At 65.0% G+C, this 20,402-nt stretch carries 16 protein-coding genes and 1 pseudogene; 9 read left to right on the top strand and 8 right to left on the bottom strand.

Features of this window, described 5'->3' with window-relative positions:
• Positions 1 to 7 precede the first annotated feature (7 nt).
• Genes pheS through IVA93_RS36920 form a run of 3 tightly spaced genes read left to right on the top strand, consistent with a single transcriptional unit; the run spans position 8 to position 4,288 of the window.
• Positions 8 to 1,090, top strand: coding sequence for a phenylalanine--tRNA ligase subunit alpha (gene pheS / locus IVA93_RS36910; RefSeq protein ID WP_026233010.1), 1,083 nt, complete (start codon positions 8 to 10; stop codon positions 1,088 to 1,090).
• Complete coding sequence (gene pheT / locus IVA93_RS36915; RefSeq protein WP_018455727.1) at positions 1,087 to 3,495, top strand: phenylalanine--tRNA ligase subunit beta; 2,409 nt, start codon at positions 1,087 to 1,089, stop codon at positions 3,493 to 3,495. Before pheS ends, pheT begins: the two co-directional genes overlap by 4 nt.
• 22 nt (positions 3,496 to 3,517) lie before the next feature.
• Positions 3,518 to 4,288 (top strand): sulfite exporter TauE/SafE family protein, encoded by a 771-nt coding sequence (locus tag IVA93_RS36920; RefSeq protein ID WP_018455726.1) that lies wholly within the window; start codon positions 3,518 to 3,520, stop codon positions 4,286 to 4,288.
• A 34-nt stretch (positions 4,289 to 4,322) separates the two neighbouring features.
• Here the strand turns inward: IVA93_RS36920 and IVA93_RS41390 are convergent.
• Together IVA93_RS41390 and IVA93_RS36930 are read right to left on the bottom strand one after the other, a co-directional pair.
• Positions 4,323 to 5,311, bottom strand: a pseudogene (locus IVA93_RS41390) (IS30 family transposase); the annotation flags it as partial.
• A 158-nt stretch (positions 5,312 to 5,469) separates the two neighbouring features.
• Positions 5,470 to 6,858, bottom strand: a complete 1,389-nt coding sequence (locus tag IVA93_RS36930; protein ID WP_247295839.1) for a flavin monoamine oxidase family protein — start codon at positions 6,856 to 6,858, stop codon at positions 5,470 to 5,472.
• Positions 6,859 to 7,050: 192 nt separating this feature from the next.
• Between IVA93_RS36930 and IVA93_RS36935 the strand changes: the two genes are divergently transcribed.
• Complete coding sequence (locus IVA93_RS36935) at positions 7,051 to 8,028, top strand: YiiX/YebB-like N1pC/P60 family cysteine hydrolase (RefSeq protein ID WP_018459587.1); 978 nt, start codon at positions 7,051 to 7,053, stop codon at positions 8,026 to 8,028.
• Positions 8,029 to 8,131: 103 nt separating this feature from the next.
• Here the strand turns inward: IVA93_RS36935 and IVA93_RS36940 are convergent, their stop codons facing one another.
• Entirely contained in the window at positions 8,132 to 8,407 is a 276-nt protein-coding gene (locus tag IVA93_RS36940; protein WP_007598521.1) for a metal-sensitive transcriptional regulator, read from the bottom strand.
• A 50-nt stretch (positions 8,408 to 8,457) separates the two neighbouring features.
• On the opposite strand from IVA93_RS36940, the gene IVA93_RS36945 reads away from it, so the two are divergent.
• The gene (locus IVA93_RS36945; RefSeq protein ID WP_018459588.1) at positions 8,458 to 10,893 is read left to right on the top strand and encodes a heavy metal translocating P-type ATPase; all 2,436 of its coding nucleotides are present in this window, start codon (positions 8,458 to 8,460) and stop codon (positions 10,891 to 10,893) included.
• A 300-nt stretch (positions 10,894 to 11,193) separates the two neighbouring features.
• On the opposite strand, the gene IVA93_RS36950 is transcribed toward IVA93_RS36945, so the two are convergent.
• Entirely contained in the window at positions 11,194 to 12,141 is a 948-nt protein-coding gene (locus IVA93_RS36950) for a hydroxymethylglutaryl-CoA lyase (protein ID WP_018459589.1), read from the bottom strand.
• Entirely contained in the window at positions 12,138 to 13,331 is a 1,194-nt protein-coding gene (locus tag IVA93_RS36955) for a CaiB/BaiF CoA transferase family protein (RefSeq protein ID WP_018459590.1), read from the bottom strand. The genes IVA93_RS36950 and IVA93_RS36955 overlap by 4 nt, the downstream gene beginning before the upstream one ends.
• 192 nt (positions 13,332 to 13,523) lie before the next feature.
• On the opposite strand from IVA93_RS36955, the gene IVA93_RS36960 reads away from it, so the two are divergent.
• Positions 13,524 to 14,264 carry a sulfate transporter family protein gene (locus tag IVA93_RS36960; protein ID WP_018459591.1) on the top strand — a complete coding sequence of 247 codons (741 nt, stop codon included), beginning with the start codon at positions 13,524 to 13,526 and terminating at the stop codon, positions 14,262 to 14,264.
• 219 nt (positions 14,265 to 14,483) lie between these two features.
• Positions 14,484 to 15,275, top strand: a complete 792-nt coding sequence (locus tag IVA93_RS36965) for a phytanoyl-CoA dioxygenase family protein (protein WP_018459592.1) — start codon at positions 14,484 to 14,486, stop codon at positions 15,273 to 15,275.
• A gap of 52 nt (positions 15,276 to 15,327) precedes the next feature.
• Here IVA93_RS36965 and IVA93_RS36970 read toward each other — a convergent pair whose 3' ends face one another.
• The 3 genes from IVA93_RS36970 to nth are packed head-to-tail and all read right to left on the bottom strand — an operon-like array spanning position 15,328 to position 18,866.
• Positions 15,328 to 16,956, bottom strand: coding sequence for an MFS transporter (locus IVA93_RS36970; RefSeq protein WP_018459593.1), 1,629 nt, complete (start codon positions 16,954 to 16,956; stop codon positions 15,328 to 15,330).
• Complete coding sequence (locus tag IVA93_RS36975) at positions 16,943 to 18,079, bottom strand: HlyD family secretion protein (protein WP_026233848.1); 1,137 nt, start codon at positions 18,077 to 18,079, stop codon at positions 16,943 to 16,945. The genes IVA93_RS36970 and IVA93_RS36975 overlap by 14 nt, the downstream gene beginning before the upstream one ends.
• Positions 18,080 to 18,113: 34 nt before the next feature.
• Positions 18,114 to 18,866: an endonuclease III gene (nth, locus tag IVA93_RS36980; RefSeq protein WP_026233849.1), complete on the bottom strand. Its 753-nt coding sequence runs from the start codon at positions 18,864 to 18,866 to the stop codon at positions 18,114 to 18,116.
• 22 nt (positions 18,867 to 18,888) lie between these two features.
• Here nth and IVA93_RS36985 point away from each other — a divergent pair, with 22 nt between their 5' ends.
• A complete protein-coding gene (locus tag IVA93_RS36985) occupies positions 18,889 to 19,422 on the top strand; it encodes a DUF2244 domain-containing protein (RefSeq protein ID WP_018459597.1) in 534 nt (177 codons plus the stop codon).
• 56 nt (positions 19,423 to 19,478) lie between these two features.
• Positions 19,479 to 20,375: a methylated-DNA--[protein]-cysteine S-methyltransferase gene (locus IVA93_RS36990; RefSeq protein ID WP_018459598.1), complete on the top strand. Its 897-nt coding sequence runs from the start codon at positions 19,479 to 19,481 to the stop codon at positions 20,373 to 20,375.
• The last annotated feature ends 27 nt before the right edge of the window (positions 20,376 to 20,402 follow it).

Below are 20,402 nucleotides of genomic sequence, written 5' to 3' on the forward strand. Positions count from 1 at the left end.
TTTGACCGTGTCCGACCTCGCAATGCTCGAAACATCCATCCTCGACCACATCGCCGCAGCCGGCGATGAGGCCGCCCTCGAAGCGGTGCGCGTCGCAGCCCTCGGCAAGAAGGGTTCGATCTCGGCGCTTCTTGCCACGCTCGGAAAAATGTCCCCGGACGAGCGCAAGACGCAAGGCGCCGCGATCAACCAGGCCAAGGACAAGGTCACTGAGGCGCTCGCGGCGCGGCGCGACGTCTTGAAATCGGCGGCGCTCGACGCGCGGCTTGCGTCGGAAACCATCGACGTCACCCTGCCGCTGCGCGATGCGCCCGCCGAGGCCGGCCGCATCCATCCGCTGAGCCAGGTCTGGGACGAGCTGACCACGATCTTCGCCGACATGGGATTCTCGGTTGCCGAAGGCCCCGATATCGAAACCGACGACTACAACTTCACCAAGCTGAATTTTCCGGAAGGCCATCCCGCGCGCGAGATGCACGACACCTTCTTCTTCCACCCGAAGGAGGACGGCTCCCGCATGCTGTTGCGCACCCACACCTCGCCGGTGCAGGTGCGCACCATGCTGAGCCAGAAGCCGCCGATCCGCGTGATCTGCCCGGGCCGCACCTATCGCATCGATTCGGACGCGACCCACACGCCGCAATTCCACCAGGTCGAAGGCCTCGTCATCGACAAGCACTCCCATCTCGGCCATCTCAAATGGATCCTGCACGAGTTCTGCAAGGCGTTCTTCGAGGTGGACCACATCAACATGCGCTTTCGGCCCTCGTTCTTCCCGTTCACGGAGCCGTCGCTGGAAGTCGACATCCAGTGCCGCCGCGACAAGGGCGAGATCCGCTTCGGCGAGGGCGAGGACTGGCTCGAGATTCTCGGCTGCGGCATGGTGCATCCGAACGTGCTGCGCGCCTGCGGCATCGATCCCGACGAGTACCAGGGCTTTGCCTGGGGCATGGGCATCGACCGCATCGCCATGCTGAAATACGGCATCGCCGATTTGCGCCAGCTGTTCGACAGCGACGTCCGCTGGCTGTCCCATTACGGCTTCAAGCCGCTCGAAGTACCGACCCTCGCGGGAGGGCTGAGCTCGTGAAATTCACTCTCTCCTGGCTGAAGGAACATCTCGACACCGACGAGCCCTTGGACAAGCTCGCCGAGAAGCTCACCATGATCGGGCTCGAGGTCGAGAACATCGAGGACAAGGCGAAGGCGCTGAAGCCTTTCACCATCGCGAAGGTGATATCCGCCGAGCAGCATCCGAATGCGGATCGGCTGCGCGTCTGCATGGTCGACACCGGTGATGGCGGCGCACCCGTGCAGGTGGTGTGCGGCGCGCCGAATGCGCGTGCGGGTCTCGTCAGCGTGTTCTCCCCGCCCGGCACCTACATTCCCGGCAAGGACATCACGCTCGGTGTCGGCACCATCCGCGGCGTCGAGAGCCGCGGCATGCTGTGCTCGGCGGCTGAGTTGCAGATTTCCAACGACCATGACGGCATCATGGAATTGCCCGCGGATGCGCCGATCGGCGCTGCCTACGCCGCATGGGCCGGCCTCGGCGATCCCGTAGTCGAGATCAACCTGACGCCGAACCGGCAGGACTGCACCGGCGTGCACGGCATCGCGCGCGACCTTGCCGCCGCCGACATGGGCAAGTTCAAGGACCCCACAATCAAGCCGATCAAGGGCGAATTCCCCTGCCCGGTGAAGGTCACGGTCGAGGACGCGGCGCTGTGCCCAGGCTTCGCGCTGCGGCTCGTGCGTGGCGTGAAGAACGGGCCGTCGCCGGAATGGCTGCAGAAGCGACTGACCGCGATCGGGCTGCGCCCGATCAACGCGCTGGTCGACATCACCAACTTCATGACCTACGACCGCGCACGGCCATTGCACGTGTTCGACGCGAAGAAAGTGAAGGGCAATCTCGTGGTGCGCCGCGCCCGCGACGGCGAGACGCTGCTCGCGCTTGACGGCCGCAGCTACAATCTCGATCCCGCGATTTGCGTCATCGCGGACGAGCACGGCGTCGAATCGCTTGCCGGCATCATGGGCGGCGAGGCCTCGGGCTGCGACGAGACTACCACCGACGTGCTGATCGAATCGGCGCTGTGGAACGAGATCAACATCGCCCAGACCGGCCGCAAGCTCGGCATCAATTCGGACGCGCGCTACCGCTTCGAGCGCGGTGTCGATCCGGCTTTCATGGTGCCGGGGCTGGAGCTCGCGACAAAACTCGTGCTGGAGATGTGCGGCGGCACGCCGTCCGAGAACGTCGTGGTCGGCAAGAGCTTCGGCGACGACCGCGTGATCGATTTTCCGGTGACCGAGGTCAAGCGCCTCTCGGGCATCGAGGTGCCGATGCCGGAGATGAAGCGCATCCTGACTCATCTCGGCTTCATGATGGCGGGCCCGGGGCCCGTCGTGAAGGTCGCGGTGCCGTCATGGCGGACCGACGTGCACGGCAAGGCCGACATCGTCGAGGAAGTCGTCCGCATCTACGGCGTCGACAAGGTGCCGATGACGCCGTTCGAGCGCGGCGAGGACGCACGCAAATCCGTGCTGACCCCGCTCCAGCTCCGCACCCGCCGCGCCAGGCGCGCGCTGGCGAGCCGCGGCATCATCGAAGCGGTGACCTGGTCCTTCATCACCAAGTCAGCCGCAGAGCTGTTCGGCGGCGGCCAGCGCGAACTCGAGGTCGCCAACCCGATCGCGTCGGATTTGTCCGACATGCGCCCGACCCTGTTGGCCGGCCTGATCGCGGCGGCGCAGGCCAATGCCGATCGCGGCTTGAGCGATGTCGCGCTATTCGAGGTAGGGCAGGTGTTCAAGGGCGATCGCCCGCAGGATCAGTTCATGGCGGCAAGCGGCCTCCGCCGCGGCTTTGCGTCGTCGCAAGGTCTGGGACGACACTGGTCGGGTTCGGCGCAGGCTGACGTGTTCGATGCCAAGGCCGATGCGCTCGCGGTACTCGCCGCCGCCGGCGCACCAATGCAGGCCCTTCAGATCGTCGCGGGCGGCCCGTCCTGGCTGCATCCCGGGCGCTCCGGTACGATCCAGATCGGGCCGCAAAACGTGCTCGGCTATTTCGGCGAGATGAATCCGCGCGCGCTCGAGGCGCTCGGTGCCGGCGGCCCGCTGATGGTGTTCGAGGTGATCCTCGACCGCATCCCCGAGGCGAAGAAAAAGCCGACCCGTGCCAAGCCCGTGATCGAGCTGTCGGCATTCCAGCCTGTGTCGCGTGACTTCGCCTTTATCGTCGACCGCACCGTGAAGGGCGGCGACATCGTGCGCGCGGCTCAGAGCGTCGACAAGAAGCTGATCACCGCTGTGAACGTGTTCGACGTCTACGAAGGTAAGGGCATCGACGACGGCAAGAAGTCGATCGCGATCGCGGTGACGATTCAGCCGCGCGAAAAGACCCTGACCGACCAGGAGATCGAGGCCGTCGCCGCGAAAATCGTGGCGGAGGTGACGAAGAAGACCGGCGGCACTTTGAGAGCATGATCATGCTCGAGAATCATAGAGCATGAATCTCACTGACTTTCTTCCAAAGGACGTCAGCCTCACCATTGCGATGGCGCTCTGCGCCGTCGCTTTCGTTTCGGGCACCGCGCGCGGCTTCTCCGGCTTCGGCTCGGCGCTGATCTTCATGCCGTTGGCGAGCAGCATCGCGGCGCCGCGTCTGGTTGCCGCGCTGCTCCTCGTGATCGATTTCGTCGCGGCCGCGCCGCTGCTGCCTGACGCCTGGCGCAAGGCCGACCGCAAGGCCACCGCCGTGATCGTGCTGGGCGCGCTGGTCGGCGTGCCCGTCGGCACCTATTTCCTCAGCGTGCTCGAACCCGTTACGACGCGGTGGATCATCTCCTGCTTCGTCGCCGCGCTGTTGCTCTTGCTGCTGTCGGGCTGGCGCTATCGCGGCAAGGACCACGCGTGGCTCTCGGTCGGCATCGGCAGCCTCTCCGGCTTCTGTAGCGGCCTCGCCCAGACCGGCGGCCCGCCGATCGTCGGCTACTGGCTCGGCCGCCCGGTCGCATCGATCGTCGCGCGCGCCAACATCTTGCTGTTCTTCGGCGCGTCGGATTTCTTCTCGATGATCAGTTACGCGACCACAGGCCTGATCTCACGCGAATCGCTTGTGCTATCGCTCATCGTCGGGCCGGTCTATGCGATCGGCGTCGCCTTCGGTGCGTCGCTGTTCGGCCGTGCCAGCGAGAAAGTGTTTCGCGCCATCTGCTACGCGCTGATCGCGCTCGCGGTGATCGCGGGACTGCCGCTGCTGGACGGGGTGTTACGGTAAGTCTCTCCGCGAGTCGTCCTGGCGAAAGCCAGGAGGTGGATTCACACTCGAAGTGCAACAGTTGAGAGGAGAAGGCCTCTGCCGGGGTTCTGAAGTCAAGGCATTTGCGCGGGGTGTTGTTGTAGGCGGCAATGGACTGACGGAAGCGCTTGGTTGGGAGCTTTTCAAGGTCGGTCTTTCGGGGGATGAAGCGGCGCAAGCGGCCGATGGCGTTCTCGATGCCGCCCTTTTGCCACGGCGCGTGCGGGTCGCAGAAGAAGGTCTTCATCAAGAGGCGCTGCAAGGAAAGGTGGGCGGCGAACTCGGTGCCGTTGTCGAAGGTGACGGTACGGCGCAGTGCCTCCGGTACGGCTTTGAACAGGCGTACGAGATGGCTAGCGATACCGGCGGCGAACTTGCGTTCGATGGGAACGGCGAGCAGCAGGCGCGAGGTTCGCTCGTGGACGGCCAGGATGGCCTGCCGGTATTTGGAGAACATCATCAGATCGGCTTCCCAGTGGCCCGGGACTTTGCGATCGGCGACCTCGGCAGGCCGTTCTGCCAGCGAAACACGGCCTTCGATGAAGCTTGCGGGGCTCCCGCCTCGTTTGCCGCGGTGGCCTCGCTTGCTCTTGCCTCGAGGCAGATAGCGCCGCCAGGTGAAGTCCGTCGTGCGTGTGATCTGGGCGTAGATGAAGCGTAGATGCTCTCGCAGGAGATCACCCTACGGCCACGTTCCCGGGCCAGCCTGCCTGCGACCTGTTCGGGTGACCAACCGCGGCTCAAGCCTGCCAAGACCTCGCGGCGCAAGCTGGCGTCCCGCTCGAGGCGAGAGCCCTTCCAGCGCCGCGCCCGGGTCTGCTGCTGAGCATAGCTTGGCTTGTAGCCGACTTGCCTGCCACGGTTCCGCCTCAGCTCCCGAGAGATCGTTGATGGCGGCCGATCCAAAGCTGCCGCGATTTGCCCGACCGAGCCGCCATTGGCCGAAAGGCGGGCAATCTTGCATCGATCGTCAAGGGAGAGCTGTTTGTAAGTCCGCCCCATGGCAACACCTCCAGATGGAAGTGTTGCACTTCGTTTGTGAACTCAGGGGACCCATTACCCCAGCGTTTGTAGCGCGAGCTGGCCACCACAAGTCTTCGCCAAACGACTTCTGGGGTCATGGGTCCTGGATCTGCGCTGCGCTTGTCCAGGTCAATTGCCTATTGCCGCGGCGCTCGCCGCTTCTTCGTGGACTGCGTCGGGACGTCGGCCGGCTCGTCCTTGAGCGCGCCGATCTTGCGCAAGGCCGCGTCCGCGGCGCGCTCGCCGCTTTCCCAGGCGCCGTCGACGGTGCCCCAGAGCGTCTCGTGCGTGGCTTCGCCGGCGAGGAACATGTTGCCGATCGGCTCGGCGAGGATTCTTCGCGAGAACTGACCGCCGGGCGAGGCCGCCGACATCGCACCCATCACGAACGGCGAGGCGTTCCAGCGCGTCACGCTGGCTTTCTGCACGGCTGCGGCGACCTCGCTGCCGAACAGCTTCGTGATCCATTCTCTGGCGAAGGCCGTCATCGCCTTCTCGCCTTGCTGGGTGAGATCACGGCCGAACGAGCCGCCGACATCGATCGAGCACAGCGAGGAGCCGCCGATATTGGCGAACATCAGCGCCGTGCGCGTCGAGTTGCTCTGCTCGATCAGGATGTCGTCGCGCGACAGGCCGAGCGGATTGCCCGGTAGCTGCAGCACGATGTGATCGTAGCTCCCGAGCGTGAGCTTTGATGCGGCATCGAGCGTGCGCTTCGGAATGTCAGGCCCGAACTTGATCGCGCCCGAGGTCAGGACATTAGTCGAGACCGTAATGATGGCCGCGCGGGCGGCGATCCTGCCGGCCTGTGTCTCCACGCTGACGTCGCGATTGCTCCAGACGATCCGGCTCGCCGGTGTCGACAGTGCGACCGGCGCCTGCTCACCCAGTTTGGTGATCAGGGTCCCCAGGCCCTGGCGGCAGGCGATCGCGGCGTTGCGATCCTGTGCACGCGCCTTGTCGATCACAGACAGCTCCTTCAGGTCCTTGCCGGCGAAGCTCGCACCCAACATGAACTCGGCCGCCCCGGCCCAGTCGCCGAGATCCTTCGGCAGCACCGAGGCGCAGGCGGTATCGAGCTTGCCGCGCGCGGCCTCGTCGATGGCGCGGTTGGCCCGGACCAACGCCGCCAGGAACTCCTCGGTCTCGCCGGCCCGTGCGTTGCGGCGGCCGATGCGCATCTTCTGGCCTGAGGGCGCCGGCAGAACGTCGAGCCCGGCACTGCGCGCCAGCCGGATCATCGGATTGGTGTCGGGATTGTGCATCCAGCGCGCGCCGCGATCGAACGGCGTGTCGAAGGTGGTCGTATCCGTGATGCAGCGGCCGCCGATCTGCGACGCAGCCTCCACCACCACGACCTTGCGATTGGCCGCCATGATACGCCGCGCCGCGGCAATTCCCGCCGCGCCCGCGCCGATCACGACAATGTCAGCCTCGCGCGGCAGGGTCGCGGCGGTTGCGCGCAGGACCGGCATCGCGGCAAGGCCCGCCGACGCCGATAGGAAGCTGCGGCGCGTGATTGTCATGTCATGGTTTCCGGAGACTTGCGGCAAACGGGAACAGCTAGCGAACCTTGCCGTATCTGATGTTGCGCGGCAACCATCATGGTGAATCAATCGTGCTTGATGTCACAAATCGATGAACCGAATTGCAACACGTTCCGACCATGGTAGAGAAGAGAAAAAGACGGCCGGAAAAGGCCGTGGGGGAGTTTTGAAATGGGGACGGTCCTGGACTCAGTCGGCAAGCTGATTGCCGCGTACCTCTCGAAGGAGGTGCCGGGCTATGAGCCGTTCACGCCGAGCGACCCGGAGCATCTGCGCGGCGTCATCGAGCCCGGCGACGTGCTGCTGGTCGAGGGCAACAACCGCATCTCTGGCATCATCAAATATCTGACGCAGTCGACCTGGTCCCACGGCGCACTCTATGTCGGCCCGATCGAGGGTGCGGAAGAGCCCGACGGCGAGCCGCACGTGCTGATCGAGGCCAATATCGGCGAAGGCGTCACCTCCGCGCCGCTGTCGAAATATTTTCCCTATCACACCCGCGTCTGCCGCCCGGTCGGGCTGTCCTATGAGGACCGCACCACGGTCTGCCGCTATGCAATCAACCGCATCGGCTTCGGCTACGACACCAAGAACATCGTCGACCTGATGCGCTTTCTGTTTCCGCTGCCGATCCCGCAGCGCTGGCGGCGGCGCATGATCTCGATCGGCTCGGGCGATCCCACCAAGATCATCTGCTCGGCCCTGATCGCGCAAGCGTTCGACGCCGTGCGTTACCCGATCCTGCCCAAGATCACCAAGGCCGGCAGCCGTGCTGCCCGCCGCGAGATCCTGCACATCCGCGATTCCTCGCTCTACATGCCCCGCGACTTCGACATCTCGCCCTATTTCGAAGTCGTCAAACCCACCATCGTGCACGGCTTCGACTACACCGCCTTGCACTGGGCCGACAAGCAGAAGCCGCTCGAGGAGGTAGCCGGCACCTTCGGTGTGTTTCCAGAAACGTTCCGTGCGCCGCCGCTCGTTCCTGAAACGATTGACGAAGAGGCGCCGATTCCGGCTGAAGAAGTGAGCGCGCACCCAGCGGAGACGGTCGATCGCGTCACCGTCTCGGAGCGCTTCCGGCGGCTGAAGAAGCTGGCCATGGACCGCCCAAGGCGGCGCGGTCGGGCGCGCGAACGGGCGGCGTAGCCGTCGCTCCACTATCGTCATTGCGAGCGCAGCGAAGCAATCCAGGTCTCTGCCTGAGCAGTCTGGATTGCTTCGTCGCTACGCTCCTCACAATGACGGCGATCTACCGCTCCGCCCGCCCAATCACCGCCATCAGCTCCGCGATCTTCTCGCGCTGGTCCGCCTTGTCGCCGCTCGCGATCGCATGCTCGACGCAATGGGCGACGTGATCTTTCAGAACCTCTTCCTCGACCCGGCGCAGCGCGGCGCGCACCGCCGAGATCTGCGTGACGATGTCGATGCAATAGCGGTCTTCCTCGACCATTTTCGAGAGGCCGCGAACCTGCCCCTCGATCCGGCCGAGACGTTTTCCGACGGATGCCTTGATGTCCTTGCGCATGCGGACTATATACCCCCCTGGGGTATCACTTGCAAGGCCGGAGCGTGGCAATGAACGACGCCGAACACGAGCACCATCGCAAGCCGGAAACACATTCCGGCTGCGGCTGTTCCAGTAAGGCTGTCCCGGTCGAGAAGCCCGCGGCTGCCTCATGCTGCGGCGCGCACGGCTATCACGCGCATGACCACCGCGCCGCGGCAAAAGTCCGCGATCCCGTCTGCGGCATGACGGTCGATCCCGCGACGTCCAAGCACCGCTTCGATCATCACGGCGCGACCTTCCATTTCTGCTCGGCCGGCTGCCGCAGCAAATTCGCCGCCGACCCCGCAAAATATCTCGCCAAGGACAAGACACCCGAGCCCGAGATGCCCGCAGGCACGATCTACACCTGCCCGATGCATCCGCAGATCCGCCAGGCCGGACCCGGCACCTGCCCGATCTGCGGCATGGCGCTGGAGCCGGAAGTGGCGAGCCTGGAGACCGCTCCCAATCCCGAGCTTGCCGACATGACGCGGCGGTTCTGGATCGGCGGCGCGCTGGCGCTGCCGGCCGTCGTGCTGGAGATGGGCGGCCATCTCGCGGGCCCGCACAATTGGATCGATGCGACGCTGTCGAATCGGATCCAGCTCGTCTTTGCAACGCCAGTGGTGCTGTGGGCCGGCTGGCCGTTCTTCGTCCGCGGCTGGCAGTCGCTGCTGACGCGCAACCTCAACATGTTCACGCTGATCGCGATGGGCACGGGCGTCGCCTATGTCTACAGCCTGATCGGCACCATCACGCCGCAGATTTTCCCGGCCACCTTCCGCGGCCATGAAGGCGCGGTCGCGGTTTATTTCGAGGCCGCGGCGGTCATCACCGTGCTGGTGCTGCTCGGGCAGGTGCTGGAGCTGCGCGCACGCGACGCGACCTCAGGTGCGATCAAGGCGCTGCTGCAGCTCGCTCCGAAGACCGCGCGCCGCGTCGATGCCGACGGTAGCGAGCATGAGGTCGAAATCGACGCCCTTCATGCCGGTGACAGCCTGCGCGTGCGGCCGGGCGAAAAAGTGCCGGTCGACGGCGTCATTCTGGAAGGCCGCTCCTCGCTCGACGAGTCGCTGGTAACAGGCGAATCCATGCCGGTCACCAAGGAGACGGGCGCGAAGGTGATCGCCGGCACGCTCAACCAGTCCGGCAGCTTCATCATGCGCGCCGAGAAGGTCGGGCGTGAGACGCTGCTGTCGCAGATCGTGCAGATGGTCGCGGACGCGCAGCGCTCGCGCGCGCCGATCCAGCGTCTCGCCGACCAGGTCGCGGGCTGGTTCGTGCCGGCGGTGATCGCCGTTGCCGTCATCGCGTTCGCAGCCTGGGCCTGGTTCGGACCGGAGCCGCGGCTGGCCTTCGGCCTCGTCGCCGCCGTCAGCGTGCTGATCATCGCCTGCCCCTGCGCGCTTGGCCTGGCGACTCCGATGTCGATCATGGTCGGCGTCGGCCGCGGCGCGCAGGCAGGCGTGCTGATCAAGAACGCCGAGGCGTTGGAACGGATGGAGAAGATCGACACGCTGGTGGTCGACAAGACCGGCACGCTGACCGAGGGCAAGCCGAAGGTGGTCGCGATCGTGCCGGCGGCCGGCTTTGCGGAAGATGACATCCTCCGCTTGGCCGCCAGCGTGGAGCGCGCCAGCGAGCATCCTCTGGCCGACGCGATCATGCGCGCGGCGAAGGAGAAGCAGCTCGCGCTGGGCCAGGTCGAGCAATTCGATTCGCCGACAGGCAAGGGCGCCACCGGCAAGGTCGACGCCAAAACCATCGTGCTCGGCAATGCCAAATATCTGATGTCGATCGGCATCGACACCAAAACGCTCGATGGCGAGGCCGAACGGCTGCGCGGCGATGGCGCGACCGTGATCAACATGGCCGTCGACGGCCGGCTCGCCGGCCTGTTCGCGATCGCCGATCCGGTCAAGGCTTCCACGCCGGAGGCGCTGAAGGCACTCGCGGCCGAAGGCATCAAGGTCATCATGCTGACCGGCGACAACCGCACGACGGCGGAGGCTGTCGCGCGCAGGCTCGGCATCGCCGATGTCGAGGCCGAGGTGCTGCCGGATCAGAAGAGCGCGGTGGTGACAAAGCTGCAGAAGGCCGGCCGCAGCGTCGCGATGGCTGGCGACGGCGTCAACGACGCGCCAGCGCTGGCCGCAGCCGAAGTCGGCATCGCCATGGGCACCGGCACGGACGTGGCGATGGAGAGCGCCGGCGTCACCTTGCTGAAGGGCGATCTGACCGGCATCGTGCGTGCGCGAAAATTGTCGCAGGCGACGATGAGCAACATCCGGCAAAACCTGTTCTTTGCCTTCATCTACAACGCCGCAGGCATTCCGATCGCGGCCGGAATCCTTTATCCAACGTTCGGCGTGCTGCTGTCGCCGATCATCGCCGCGGCCGCGATGGCGCTGTCCTCGGTCAGCGTCGTTGGAAACGCGCTGCGGCTACGGGCAACGCGGCTGTGAGCGAGCGCCTTCTCTCTCGCACCGTTCACGAAACGCGGTAAGATGCGCGTAGCCTGGACGAAGCGGAGCCGACGAAGGCACGCCAGCACGCGCACCGGCATGAGTAGATTTGCCGCGCAGGCGGTGCGTTCCCCTCTCCCCTTGTGAGAAAGGGTGGCTCGCCGCGAAGCGGCGAGACGGGTGAGGGGTATGTCTCCGCGACTACTTTCCTTCGAGCTTGCGGAGAGAGACCCCTCATCCGGCGCTTCGCGCCACCTTCTCCCGCAAGGGGGAGAAGGGAAGGGCGTTCCGCTTGCGGATTTAAGCCGCCTTCGCCGCGCTCCCACCCGGCAATCCCGCCCGAGCGAGGCCGCCGTAGAGCTGCTCGTTCGGCATCTCCTCGCGCAGGATCCTGCGCACCGTGATCAGCTTCTCCAAATCGATGCCGGTCGCAAAGCCCTTGCTCTCGCACAGGAACACGAGATCCTCGAACACGACATTGCCGGTCGCACCGGGGGCGAAGGGGCAGCCACCGAGGCCGCCGAGCGAGCCGTCGAGGATCCGCGCGCCTTCGTCGAGCGCCGCGGCCGCGTTCGCGATGCCCATGCCGCGGGTATCGTGTAGATGGATGCAGATCGGCTTCGACCCTGCGAGCTTCACCGCGGCGCGCGTCAGCTCCGCCACCTGCTTCGGCCCGGCATAGCCCACGGTGTCGGCGATGCCGACGAAATCGACACCGGCTTCGAGGCATTTGTCGACCAGCCGCAGCACTTCTGCAGGGTCGACCGCCCCGGTGATCGAGCAGCCCAGCGCCATCGAGATCGCCGCGTTGACGAGCGGCTTGTGGCTGGTGGCATCGCGCATCTCGCACAGGCGTTTCAGATTGGCGATGGCGGACTCGCGCGAGCGGTGCGCATTGGCCTGGCTGTGCTCTTCCGTCGCAGAGACCACGGAGGCGATTTCGCCGACGCCGGATTCCAGCGCCTCGTTCACGCCGCGTTCGTTGAGCGCAAGCGCGATGCCATGCGCGCCGGACAATGAAGCGACGGTCGCGACGACATCACGAACATCGACGAATTGCGGAAAAGTCTTCGCCGGCAGGAACGAGCCGACCTCGAAATGCCGCACGCCAGCGGCATATTCCTCGCGCACCCAGCGTTGCTTGGCGTCGGTGGACGGAATTTTCTTCACGAGCTGGAGCCCGTCGCGCAGGCCGACTTCGCGCAGGCTGACGCGTTCTGCGGGGTAAATCTCCTGAATCCGGCTCATCCGCGCCTCCCTGTTGTTTTTGACGTGACATCTTCATTTTCATTGTCGATCTCGGCGCGAACGGCCGCAGTGTCGGCGCCGAGCGGCGCGACCCTCAGGCCTTCGCCGATATGGCTGCCGTTCCATTCGATCGGCAGCGCCGGCACCCGGAACGGCTTGCCGTCGGCGGTGACATTGTTGACGAGCCCGCCCGGCCGCAGCACATGCGGATCGGTGAAGAGATCCTCGGGCCGGTTGATCGGCGAAAAGCAGATGTTGAGCGCATCGAGCCTCTCGGACAGTCTTGCCACGTCCCACTGCCTGATGATCCCGGCCGCGCGCGGAATGATCCGGCCACGCGCCAGGATGCGATCGGTCGTGGTGCGCAAGGCGGGATCATCGAGGAATTCAGTCAGGCCGAACTCGCGGCAAAAGCTCTGCCAATGGCCTTCGGTGACGACGCCGATGAAGATGCGCTCGCCGCCGGCGGTCTCGAAGATGTCATAGATTGGCCAGGCATGCTCGCGCTCCGGCATCGAGCGCGGCTTGTTCCCGGTCATCTCGTATTCGACCATGTGCTGGGCAACCAGAAACAGGCAGTTCTCGAACAGGCCGATGCGGATGTCGGCGCCGTCGCGTTTTCCTCCGCGCTTCTGATAGAGCGCCGCGAGGATCGCGATCACACCGAACATGCCGCCCATGATGTCGTTGGCGGACGAGCCGACGCGCTGGGGCTTTTCGCTGGTGCCGGTCATGGCGGCAAGGCCCGCCATCATCTGCACCACCTCGTCGAGCGCGGGGCGGTGCTCGTAGGGACCGGAGAGGAATCCCTTGTGGCCGGCAATGATCAGACCCGGATGCCGGCGGCGCAATTCGTCCGCGCCAAGCCCCTGCTTACCGAGCTGGCCGTCGCGAAAATTCTCAAGGAACACGTCGGCGGTCGCCAGCAGCCGGTGCATGGTGTCGCGATCCTCAGTCTTCTCGAAATCCAGCACCACGCTGCGCTTGCCGCGGTTGAACAATGGGAAAAAGGCGGTCCCCATGCCCCCCAAGCTCCGGGTCTTGTCGCCCGCAGGCGGCTCGACCTTGATCACGTCGGCTCCGAGCTGCGCCAGGATCATGCCGCAGGTCGGGCCCATGACCATGTGGGTCATCTCGACCACGCGCACGCCTGCAAGCGGCAATCCGTCCGCCGATTCTTCCATCGCCATATGCGCCTGTTCCTTTGCCGCGCTGGTTCCGCTTGTTGTCAAGCGGGTTGGTGGAGCAACGGTCTTGCCGAATTCATCGTGGCTTCGTTGATGCCAGCGGTCAATCCGGCCATAAGCGGTGCCGCCGATCTCCCTTGCCGAAGTGGCCCGGGGTGTCTACCTCTCGCGGGTGATTTCGTGAGAGGAACTCCCATGCTGGATGCCGCCGTCAAGGCGCTGTCACAAATGATCTCGCCGCCGATGCGCTCGATCCTGTGGCGGTCGATCGGCGTCGCACTGGTGCTGATCATCGTGCTGGCGATCGGCTTGCAGCGGCTGCTGAGCTGGTTTGCGACCTATGGCGAGGCGTGGCTGGAAGGCCTGCTCGGTCCGGGTTGGCACTCATCGCTCGAGGTGTTGTCCTGGATCATTTCGATCGCCGCGGGCCTCGGCGTCGTGTTCGGGGCTGTGTTCCTGATGCCCGCGATCACCTCCCTGGTTGCGAGCGTGTTCGTCGACGACGTCGCCGACATCGTCGAGCGCGAGCACTATCCGGCGGAGCGGCCGGGGATCGCGCTGCCGTTCAGCCAGGCGATCTACGAGGGCGTCAAGACCGCGCTGCTGACGATCCTGGTCTATCTGGTCGCATTACCGCTGGTGCTTTTCGCCGGCGCCGGTTTCCTGGTCTTCTTCCTCGCCACGGCCTGGCTGCTCGGCCGCGAATATTTCGAGCTCGCGGCGATGCGGTTTCGCTCGCCGGAGGAAGCCAAGGCGATGCGGCGCGACAACGCCGCCACCATCTTCACCGCGGGCCTGTTCATCGCAGCCTTCGTCTCGATCCCGATCGTCAATCTGGCGACGCCGATCTTCGCCATGGCCTTCATGGTTCACATGCACAAGCGGCTGTCAGGTCCGCGGCCCGAGCTGATCGAGCCGGCGCGGCAGATGCGGTAGGTCAAGCGGACTTGGCGGCGCGCTCGTACGACGCCCCCTCGTAGAGGCGCTCTGCGTCCCGCTTGTCTTGATTTTGCTCTCCGCCGCCGTAAGGTACGCAGCATGATTTTCATGTCCACATTCTTCCCGCTGATCTGAGCGACCAAGTCGTTCCGGCGTATCGCGCCAATCAGATCAAGACGGCTGCGCTGACGCGGTGGCCGAACGGAGAAATGTGCAATGCCCAAAACCGAGCGCATCGGCGTGACCTCTCATCGGGTCCTAAACTTCATCGACGACGGTTTCATCAAGATCGAGAACGCCTTCAGCACGCACCTTGCGGAACAATGCAGGGACGAATTGTGGGCGGATATTGGTCTATCGCCACACGAGCCCGAAAGCTGGACCCAGCCGGTCATTCGGGTGGGATCCAAGACCTCGCCACCATTCATTGAAGCCGCCAACACGCCGATCCTGCACGAAGCCTATGACCAACTCGCGGGTGACCGCCGCTGGATCGCGCCCAATGCGCTCGGAACTTTTCCGGTCCGCTTTCCCTCACCGGAATCCCCTGGTGATGATGGCTGGCATGTGGACATGAGTTTCGGCTTCGATAATCCGGATTTCATGCAGTGGCGCGTCAATGTGAAGAGCAGCGGACGCGCATTGCTAATGCTCTTCCTGTTCTCGGGCGTAGGCCCTGAGGATGCGCCAACGAAGATACGGAAAGGTTCGCACGCCACCATCGCCCGGGAGCTGCTGCCCTATGGCGATGCAGGCGCAACGCTGGAGCAGATCTCTGCCAACGGTTACGCTTCTACGGAAGATTGCGACGTTGAACTGGCAATCGGTGCGGCAGGGACCGTTTATCTCTGCCATCCATTCCTGGTTCACGCCGCGCAACCTCACCGGGGGAAGCGCCCGCGTTTCATGGCACAGCCGCCGCTGCTGCCAACAGGCGAGTTCGACCCGGCGTTGCCACCCTCGCCGGTTCAGATCGCCATCCGTCGGGCTTGTGGTCTGACGTTATAGTCAGAGCCAACCCGGACCGTCGCTCGGCGCGTGGGTCGTCTGGATCCTGAACCTACGTCAGGGGCACTCCGCATCTGCGCAACAGCATCCTGGCGAAGCCGAACGGCGCCGGCGTGAACGGGCCGGGCGGGGCACGGGTGACTAGGGCGACGACGCCGAGCGCCGCCATCGCGACCCAGAAGCACAGCCAGAAGCCGTCGATATAGGCGAGCACATTGGCCTCGCGCTGGACGAGGCCGGCGAGCGTACCGACCGCGCGTGCCTGTGCCGAGCCGGCACCATGGGCCGCAAAATGGTCGGCGAGCTGTTTCAGCATGCGGACCACGTCGACGTCGCCGACACCGAGATTCTGGCCGAGATAGAAGGAATGGATCTGCTCGCGGACGCGCAGCCACGTCCCCATCAACGCGACGCCGATCTCGGCGCCACCGAGCCGCATGATCTGGATATAGGCGGCAAACGAGGTCGCACGGCTCGGATCGGAGTTGGACAGCAGCGTGATGATCAGCGGCAGCAAGGTCAGCGACTGCCCGATCGCCTGGAGCAGCACGATGCCCGCGAAATCCTCGCGCGCCCAATCATGGCTGAGCTGCGTGCCCCAGAGATTGGCGGCGGCGAAACAGGCAAATCCCACGACCACCACCGTGCGCGTATCGAAATGCCGCAGCAGCCAGATCGAGAGCGGCACCAGCACGAACATTGGCAAGGCGCCATAGGTGAGCAGCAGCAAGCCACTCTGCTCCGGCCTGAGCAGGGCGATGGTGGCGAGGAAATTCGGCACCAGCGACGCGTTGGAGAGGCTGGTCAGCGTGTAGAGCAGGATCAGGACCAGCCCCAGGCCGATATTGCGCGAGAACAAGACGTTCACATGCGCCCAGGGCTGCCGCACCAGGGACTCGTTGACGAGGAAGCCCGCGACCAGCACCGCGCCGGCAATGATCAACGCCATCACAGTCCCCGACCCCAGCCAGTCCAGACGGTTGCCCTGGTCGAGCCCGGCATAGATCATCGAGACGCCGGCGCCGAGCAGCAGCATGCCGCCCCAATCGGCGTCGCGCAGCAAAGCGCGATTCACCGGCTCGTTCGGCGTGCCCCAATAGACCATCAGGCCCATCAGCGGCGCGATCAGGACGCTCTGCCAGTACAGCCATTGCCAGCCGAGATGGTCGACATAGAAGCCGACCAGCGAGCTCGATGTATCGAGCGCGAAGCCGACGCGGATCGAATAGATCGAGATCGCCGGAAGCCACCAGCGGATCGGTAAATTGCGGAACACGATCATCAGCGTCGCCGGCACGAAGGTGCCGAGCAGGAGGCCATGCACGACGCTGAGCGCGAGCAATGTCGGATAGTCGTGCACGAACGGGATGATCAGCGAGACCGCGGCATAGACGAGGCTGGGGATACCCAGCACGCGACGCAGGCCGAATACGGTGGCAAGCCAGGCCACCGCGGGCGCGATGAAGATCTGCGAGCCGATGCCCGCCGTGGAGAGCCATGCGCCTTCGTCGAACGAGAGCGAGAACGCGCCGCGCAGGTCCGGCAGGCCAATCGTGGTCAGCCGGCTGTCAAAATTGGCGAGGAACGAGCCGAGCAGCACCGCCGCCACCGCAAACAGCGGCTGCGGGGCGACGCCGCCGCGCGAGAGCGGTCCGCGACTGGAATCGTCATTTTCCGCCATTGCCGGCCTTGGTGTCGATGCTGGTGACGACCGACATGCCCGGCACCAGCCGCGCCAGCAGCGGCTGGTTGTCGTCGAACTGGATGCGCACGGGAATGCGCTGCACGACTTTGGTGAAGTTGCCGGTTGCGTTGTCCGGTGGCAGCAGCGCGACCTGCGCGCCGGTCGCGGGCGCAATGCGCTCGACCCGGCCGCGCAGCTTCTCGCGCGGGAAACTGTCGACGGTGATCTCGACCGGCTGACCCGGTGCGACGTGGGTAAGCTGGGTCTCCTTGTAATTCGCGATCACATAGACCTTCGGCAACGGCACGACGTTGATGAGGTTGGTGCCGATGTTGACGTAGTCGCCGGGCTGGACCTGTCGCTCGCCGACGACGCCATCGAACGGCGCGGATATCTTGGTGTAGCCGAGCTTTAGCTTCGCGCTCGCCAGCGTCGCCTTGGTCGCTTCGAGATCGGCCGCGCGCTGCTTCCTGGTGCCTTGCAGGACTTCGAGCTGATGCTGCTGGGCCGCGATCACGGCGCGGCTCGCGCGCACGTCGGCCTGCGCCTTGGCATAGCCTGCGACCGCCTGTTCGAAGCGCTGCCGCGTACCGGATTCGGTCTGCGACAGCGACTGCTGACGCTCCTGCTCCTGCCGCGCCTCGACCTCCACGGCTTCGGCCGAGAGCCGCGCGGCTTGCGCCTGCGCGATCGTCGCATATTGCAGCTCGATCTGGTTCGCCAGATTGTCGAGCACGGCCTGCGCAGCGGCGACCGCCGCTTCGGCCTGCGCGACTTGCGTCTCATAGTCGGCAGGATCGATCTGGATCAGGAGATCGCCGGCCTTGACGCGCTGGAAGTCGGTGACCCCGACGGTCAGCACTTCGCCGGAGACGCGACTGGCGAGCCGCGTCAGCTCGGCGCGCACATAGGCGTCGTTGGTGGTCTGGACCACCGAATTGCCGACCCATTCGTCGAAGCGCTGCGTTGCAAGCGCGACGAAGCCGAGCGCGACGATCACCGCGAACAGCGGAATCGCGAGCCGGCTCCAGAGCGAACTCGCCGGTGGCTGCGTTGGCTTCGGTGGCGGCGGCGGTGTAGCAGGAGGTGGCGATGGCGAGATTTGTTCCTGCTGACTCACGCTAGACTCCAAACCACTTTCCCGAACGCTATTTTCAGACCGTCTTTTCCGGCCACCGGCAGAGATCGTTGATCAGGCAAACCTCGCAGCGCGGCTTGCGCGCGAGGCAAGTATAGCGGCCATGCAGGATCAGCCAATGATGGGCATGCAGCATGAACTCGGCCGGGATCACCTTTTCGAGACCGAGCTCGACCTCCAGCGGCGTCTTGCCGGGCGCAAGTCCGGTCCGGTTGCCGACGCGGAAGACATGCGTATCGACCGCCATGGTGTGCTCGCCGAAGGCCATGTTGAGCACGACATTGGCGGTCTTGCGCCCGGCGCCGGGCAACGACTCGATCCCGACGCGCGTGCGCGGCACCTCGCCGCCGAACTCGCTGAGCAGCTTCGCCGACAGCGCGATGACGTTTCTGGCCTTGGTACGATAGAGCCCGATGGTCTTGATGTACTCGCGCAGGCGTTCCTCGCCGAGGTCAAGCATCTTCTGGGGCGTGTCGGCGACCGCAAACAGCGCGCGCGTCGCCTTGTTGACGCCGGCGTCAGTCGCCTGTGCCGACAGCACCACGGCAACCAGCAGCGTGAACGGATTGACGTGCTCGAGCTCCCCCTTTGGCTCCGGGTTAGCCTTGCGGAAACGGCTGAAGGCCTCGCGGACTTCGGGCGGCGTCCAGGGTTTCATGGCTTTGAGAGATTTCTTGCCGGGGGCCTTGGGCTTCGCGGCGGCCACCTTCGCCTTTTTCTTCGGCACGGACGTTTTGCGGGGGGCCGGCGTGCGGGTGATTTTCGCCATGATCGGGATATACTGAGGGACGATGAGCACAGGCAATGAAATTGAGCGCGAACGATCTGCAAGCGAGGCTGAGCCTCAGATCTTTTCCGCGCGCCTGACGCCGCACCGCTCGCTGAACCGCACCGGCTTCCTCGCCGTGATGCTGTTCCTGAGCGCCGTCAGCTTCGTCACCGGCCTCGTCTTCCTGATGATGGGCGCCTGGCCGGTGTTCGGCTTTTTCGGCCTCGACGTGCTGGTGATCTGGTGGGCTTTCAAGGCCAATTTCCGTGCGGCGCGGGCCAGCGAGGAGATCGTGGTCACGCCATCTGAATTGCGCGTGCGGCGCGTCAGCCAGCATGGCCAGGTCGTCGAATGGACCTTCAATCCGCTCTGGGTTCGACTCGACATGGAAATCGACGAGGATTTTGGCATCGAGCACCTCTATCTGATCTCGCGAGGTCACCAGATCCAGATCGCCCGCTTCCTGGGGCCGGACGAAAAGGCAAGTTTCTACAAGGGTTTGGTTGAGGCCTTAAATGCCGCCAGGCGCGGTCCGACCTACAATCCGGTGACCTGATTTGCGGATCGGAAATCGGGTGGTTTCGTACCCCGCCCCCTCCTACATTTCCAGGCATGATGACACTCGCGATACATGACCAGCGCCTGGCCGGGCCGGGCTCCCAGAACGCCGCGATGCGCGACTATGATTCCGTGCGCCGGGCGATCGCCTTCATCTCCGAAAAATGGCGCACGCAGCCGACCATCGAGGCGATGGCGGATGCGGCCGGCGTCACCCCGGACGAGCTGCACCATCTGTTCCGCCGCTGGGCCTCGATCACGCCGAAGGCTTTTATGCAGGCGCTCACGCTCGATCACGCCAAGGGCTTGCTCAGGGATTCGGCGAGTATCCTCGACGCCGCGCTTGACTCCGGTTTGTCGGGTCCGGGCCGGCTGCACGATCTCTTCGTCACCCATGAGGCGATGTCGCCGGGCGAATGGAAGAACGGCGGCGCCGGCCTCACCTTGCGCTACGGCTTCCATCACTCACCGTTCGGCACCGCGATCGTGATCGCGACCGATCGCGGATTGTCGGGACTCGCTTTCGCCGATCCCGGTGAGGAACAGGTGGCGCTTGCCGATATGACGCGGCGATGGCGGAACGCAACTTACGTCGAGGATCACGAAGGTACCGCACCATTGGCGCAGCGCATCTTCGACACAAAACTCTGGCGGCCGGACCAGCCGCTGCGCGTGGTGATGATCGGTACCGATTTCGAGGTGCGGGTGTGGGAGACCTTGCTGAAGATCCCGATGGGCCGCGCGGTGTCCTATTCGGACATCGCCTGCAACATCAACAGCCCGAAAGCGTCACGCGCCGTCGGCGCCGCCGTCGGCAAGAACCCGGTGTCCTTCGTCGTGCCCTGCCACCGCGCGCTCGGCAAGAGCGGCACGCTCACCGGCTACCACTGGGGCATCACTCGCAAGCAGGCGATGCTGGGCTGGGAGGCCGGGCAGCTGGGGCTGCAGTAAGAGTTGCCACGCGTAAACTGCCCCACT

The organism is Bradyrhizobium sp. 155 (assembly GCF_023101105.1).
Lineage (GTDB): Bacteria > Pseudomonadota > Alphaproteobacteria > Rhizobiales > Xanthobacteraceae > Bradyrhizobium > Bradyrhizobium canariense_D.

Coding starts and splice junctions, on each gene's coding strand:
- IVA93_RS36920 (WP_018455726.1), top strand. CDS start 3,518: ATGAATCTCACTGACTTTCTTCCAAAGGACGTCAGCCTCACCATTGCG.
- IVA93_RS36930 (WP_247295839.1), bottom strand. CDS start 6,858: ATGACAATCACGCGCCGCAGCTTCCTATCGGCGTCGGCGGGCCTTGCC.
- IVA93_RS36935 (WP_018459587.1), top strand. CDS start 7,051: ATGGGGACGGTCCTGGACTCAGTCGGCAAGCTGATTGCCGCGTACCTC.
- IVA93_RS36940 (WP_007598521.1), bottom strand. CDS start 8,407: ATGCGCAAGGACATCAAGGCATCCGTCGGAAAACGTCTCGGCCGGATC.
- IVA93_RS36945 (WP_018459588.1), top strand. CDS start 8,458: ATGAACGACGCCGAACACGAGCACCATCGCAAGCCGGAAACACATTCC.
- IVA93_RS36950 (WP_018459589.1), bottom strand. CDS start 12,141: ATGAGCCGGATTCAGGAGATTTACCCCGCAGAACGCGTCAGCCTGCGC.
- IVA93_RS36955 (WP_018459590.1), bottom strand. CDS start 13,331: ATGGCGATGGAAGAATCGGCGGACGGATTGCCGCTTGCAGGCGTGCGC.
- IVA93_RS36960 (WP_018459591.1), top strand. CDS start 13,524: ATGCTGGATGCCGCCGTCAAGGCGCTGTCACAAATGATCTCGCCGCCG.
- IVA93_RS36965 (WP_018459592.1), top strand. CDS start 14,484: ATGCCCAAAACCGAGCGCATCGGCGTGACCTCTCATCGGGTCCTAAAC.
- IVA93_RS36970 (WP_018459593.1), bottom strand. CDS start 16,956: ATGGCGGAAAATGACGATTCCAGTCGCGGACCGCTCTCGCGCGGCGGC.
- nth (WP_026233849.1), bottom strand. CDS start 18,866: ATGGCGAAAATCACCCGCACGCCGGCCCCCCGCAAAACGTCCGTGCCG.
- IVA93_RS36985 (WP_018459597.1), top strand. CDS start 18,889: ATGAGCACAGGCAATGAAATTGAGCGCGAACGATCTGCAAGCGAGGCT.
- IVA93_RS36990 (WP_018459598.1), top strand. CDS start 19,479: ATGATGACACTCGCGATACATGACCAGCGCCTGGCCGGGCCGGGCTCC.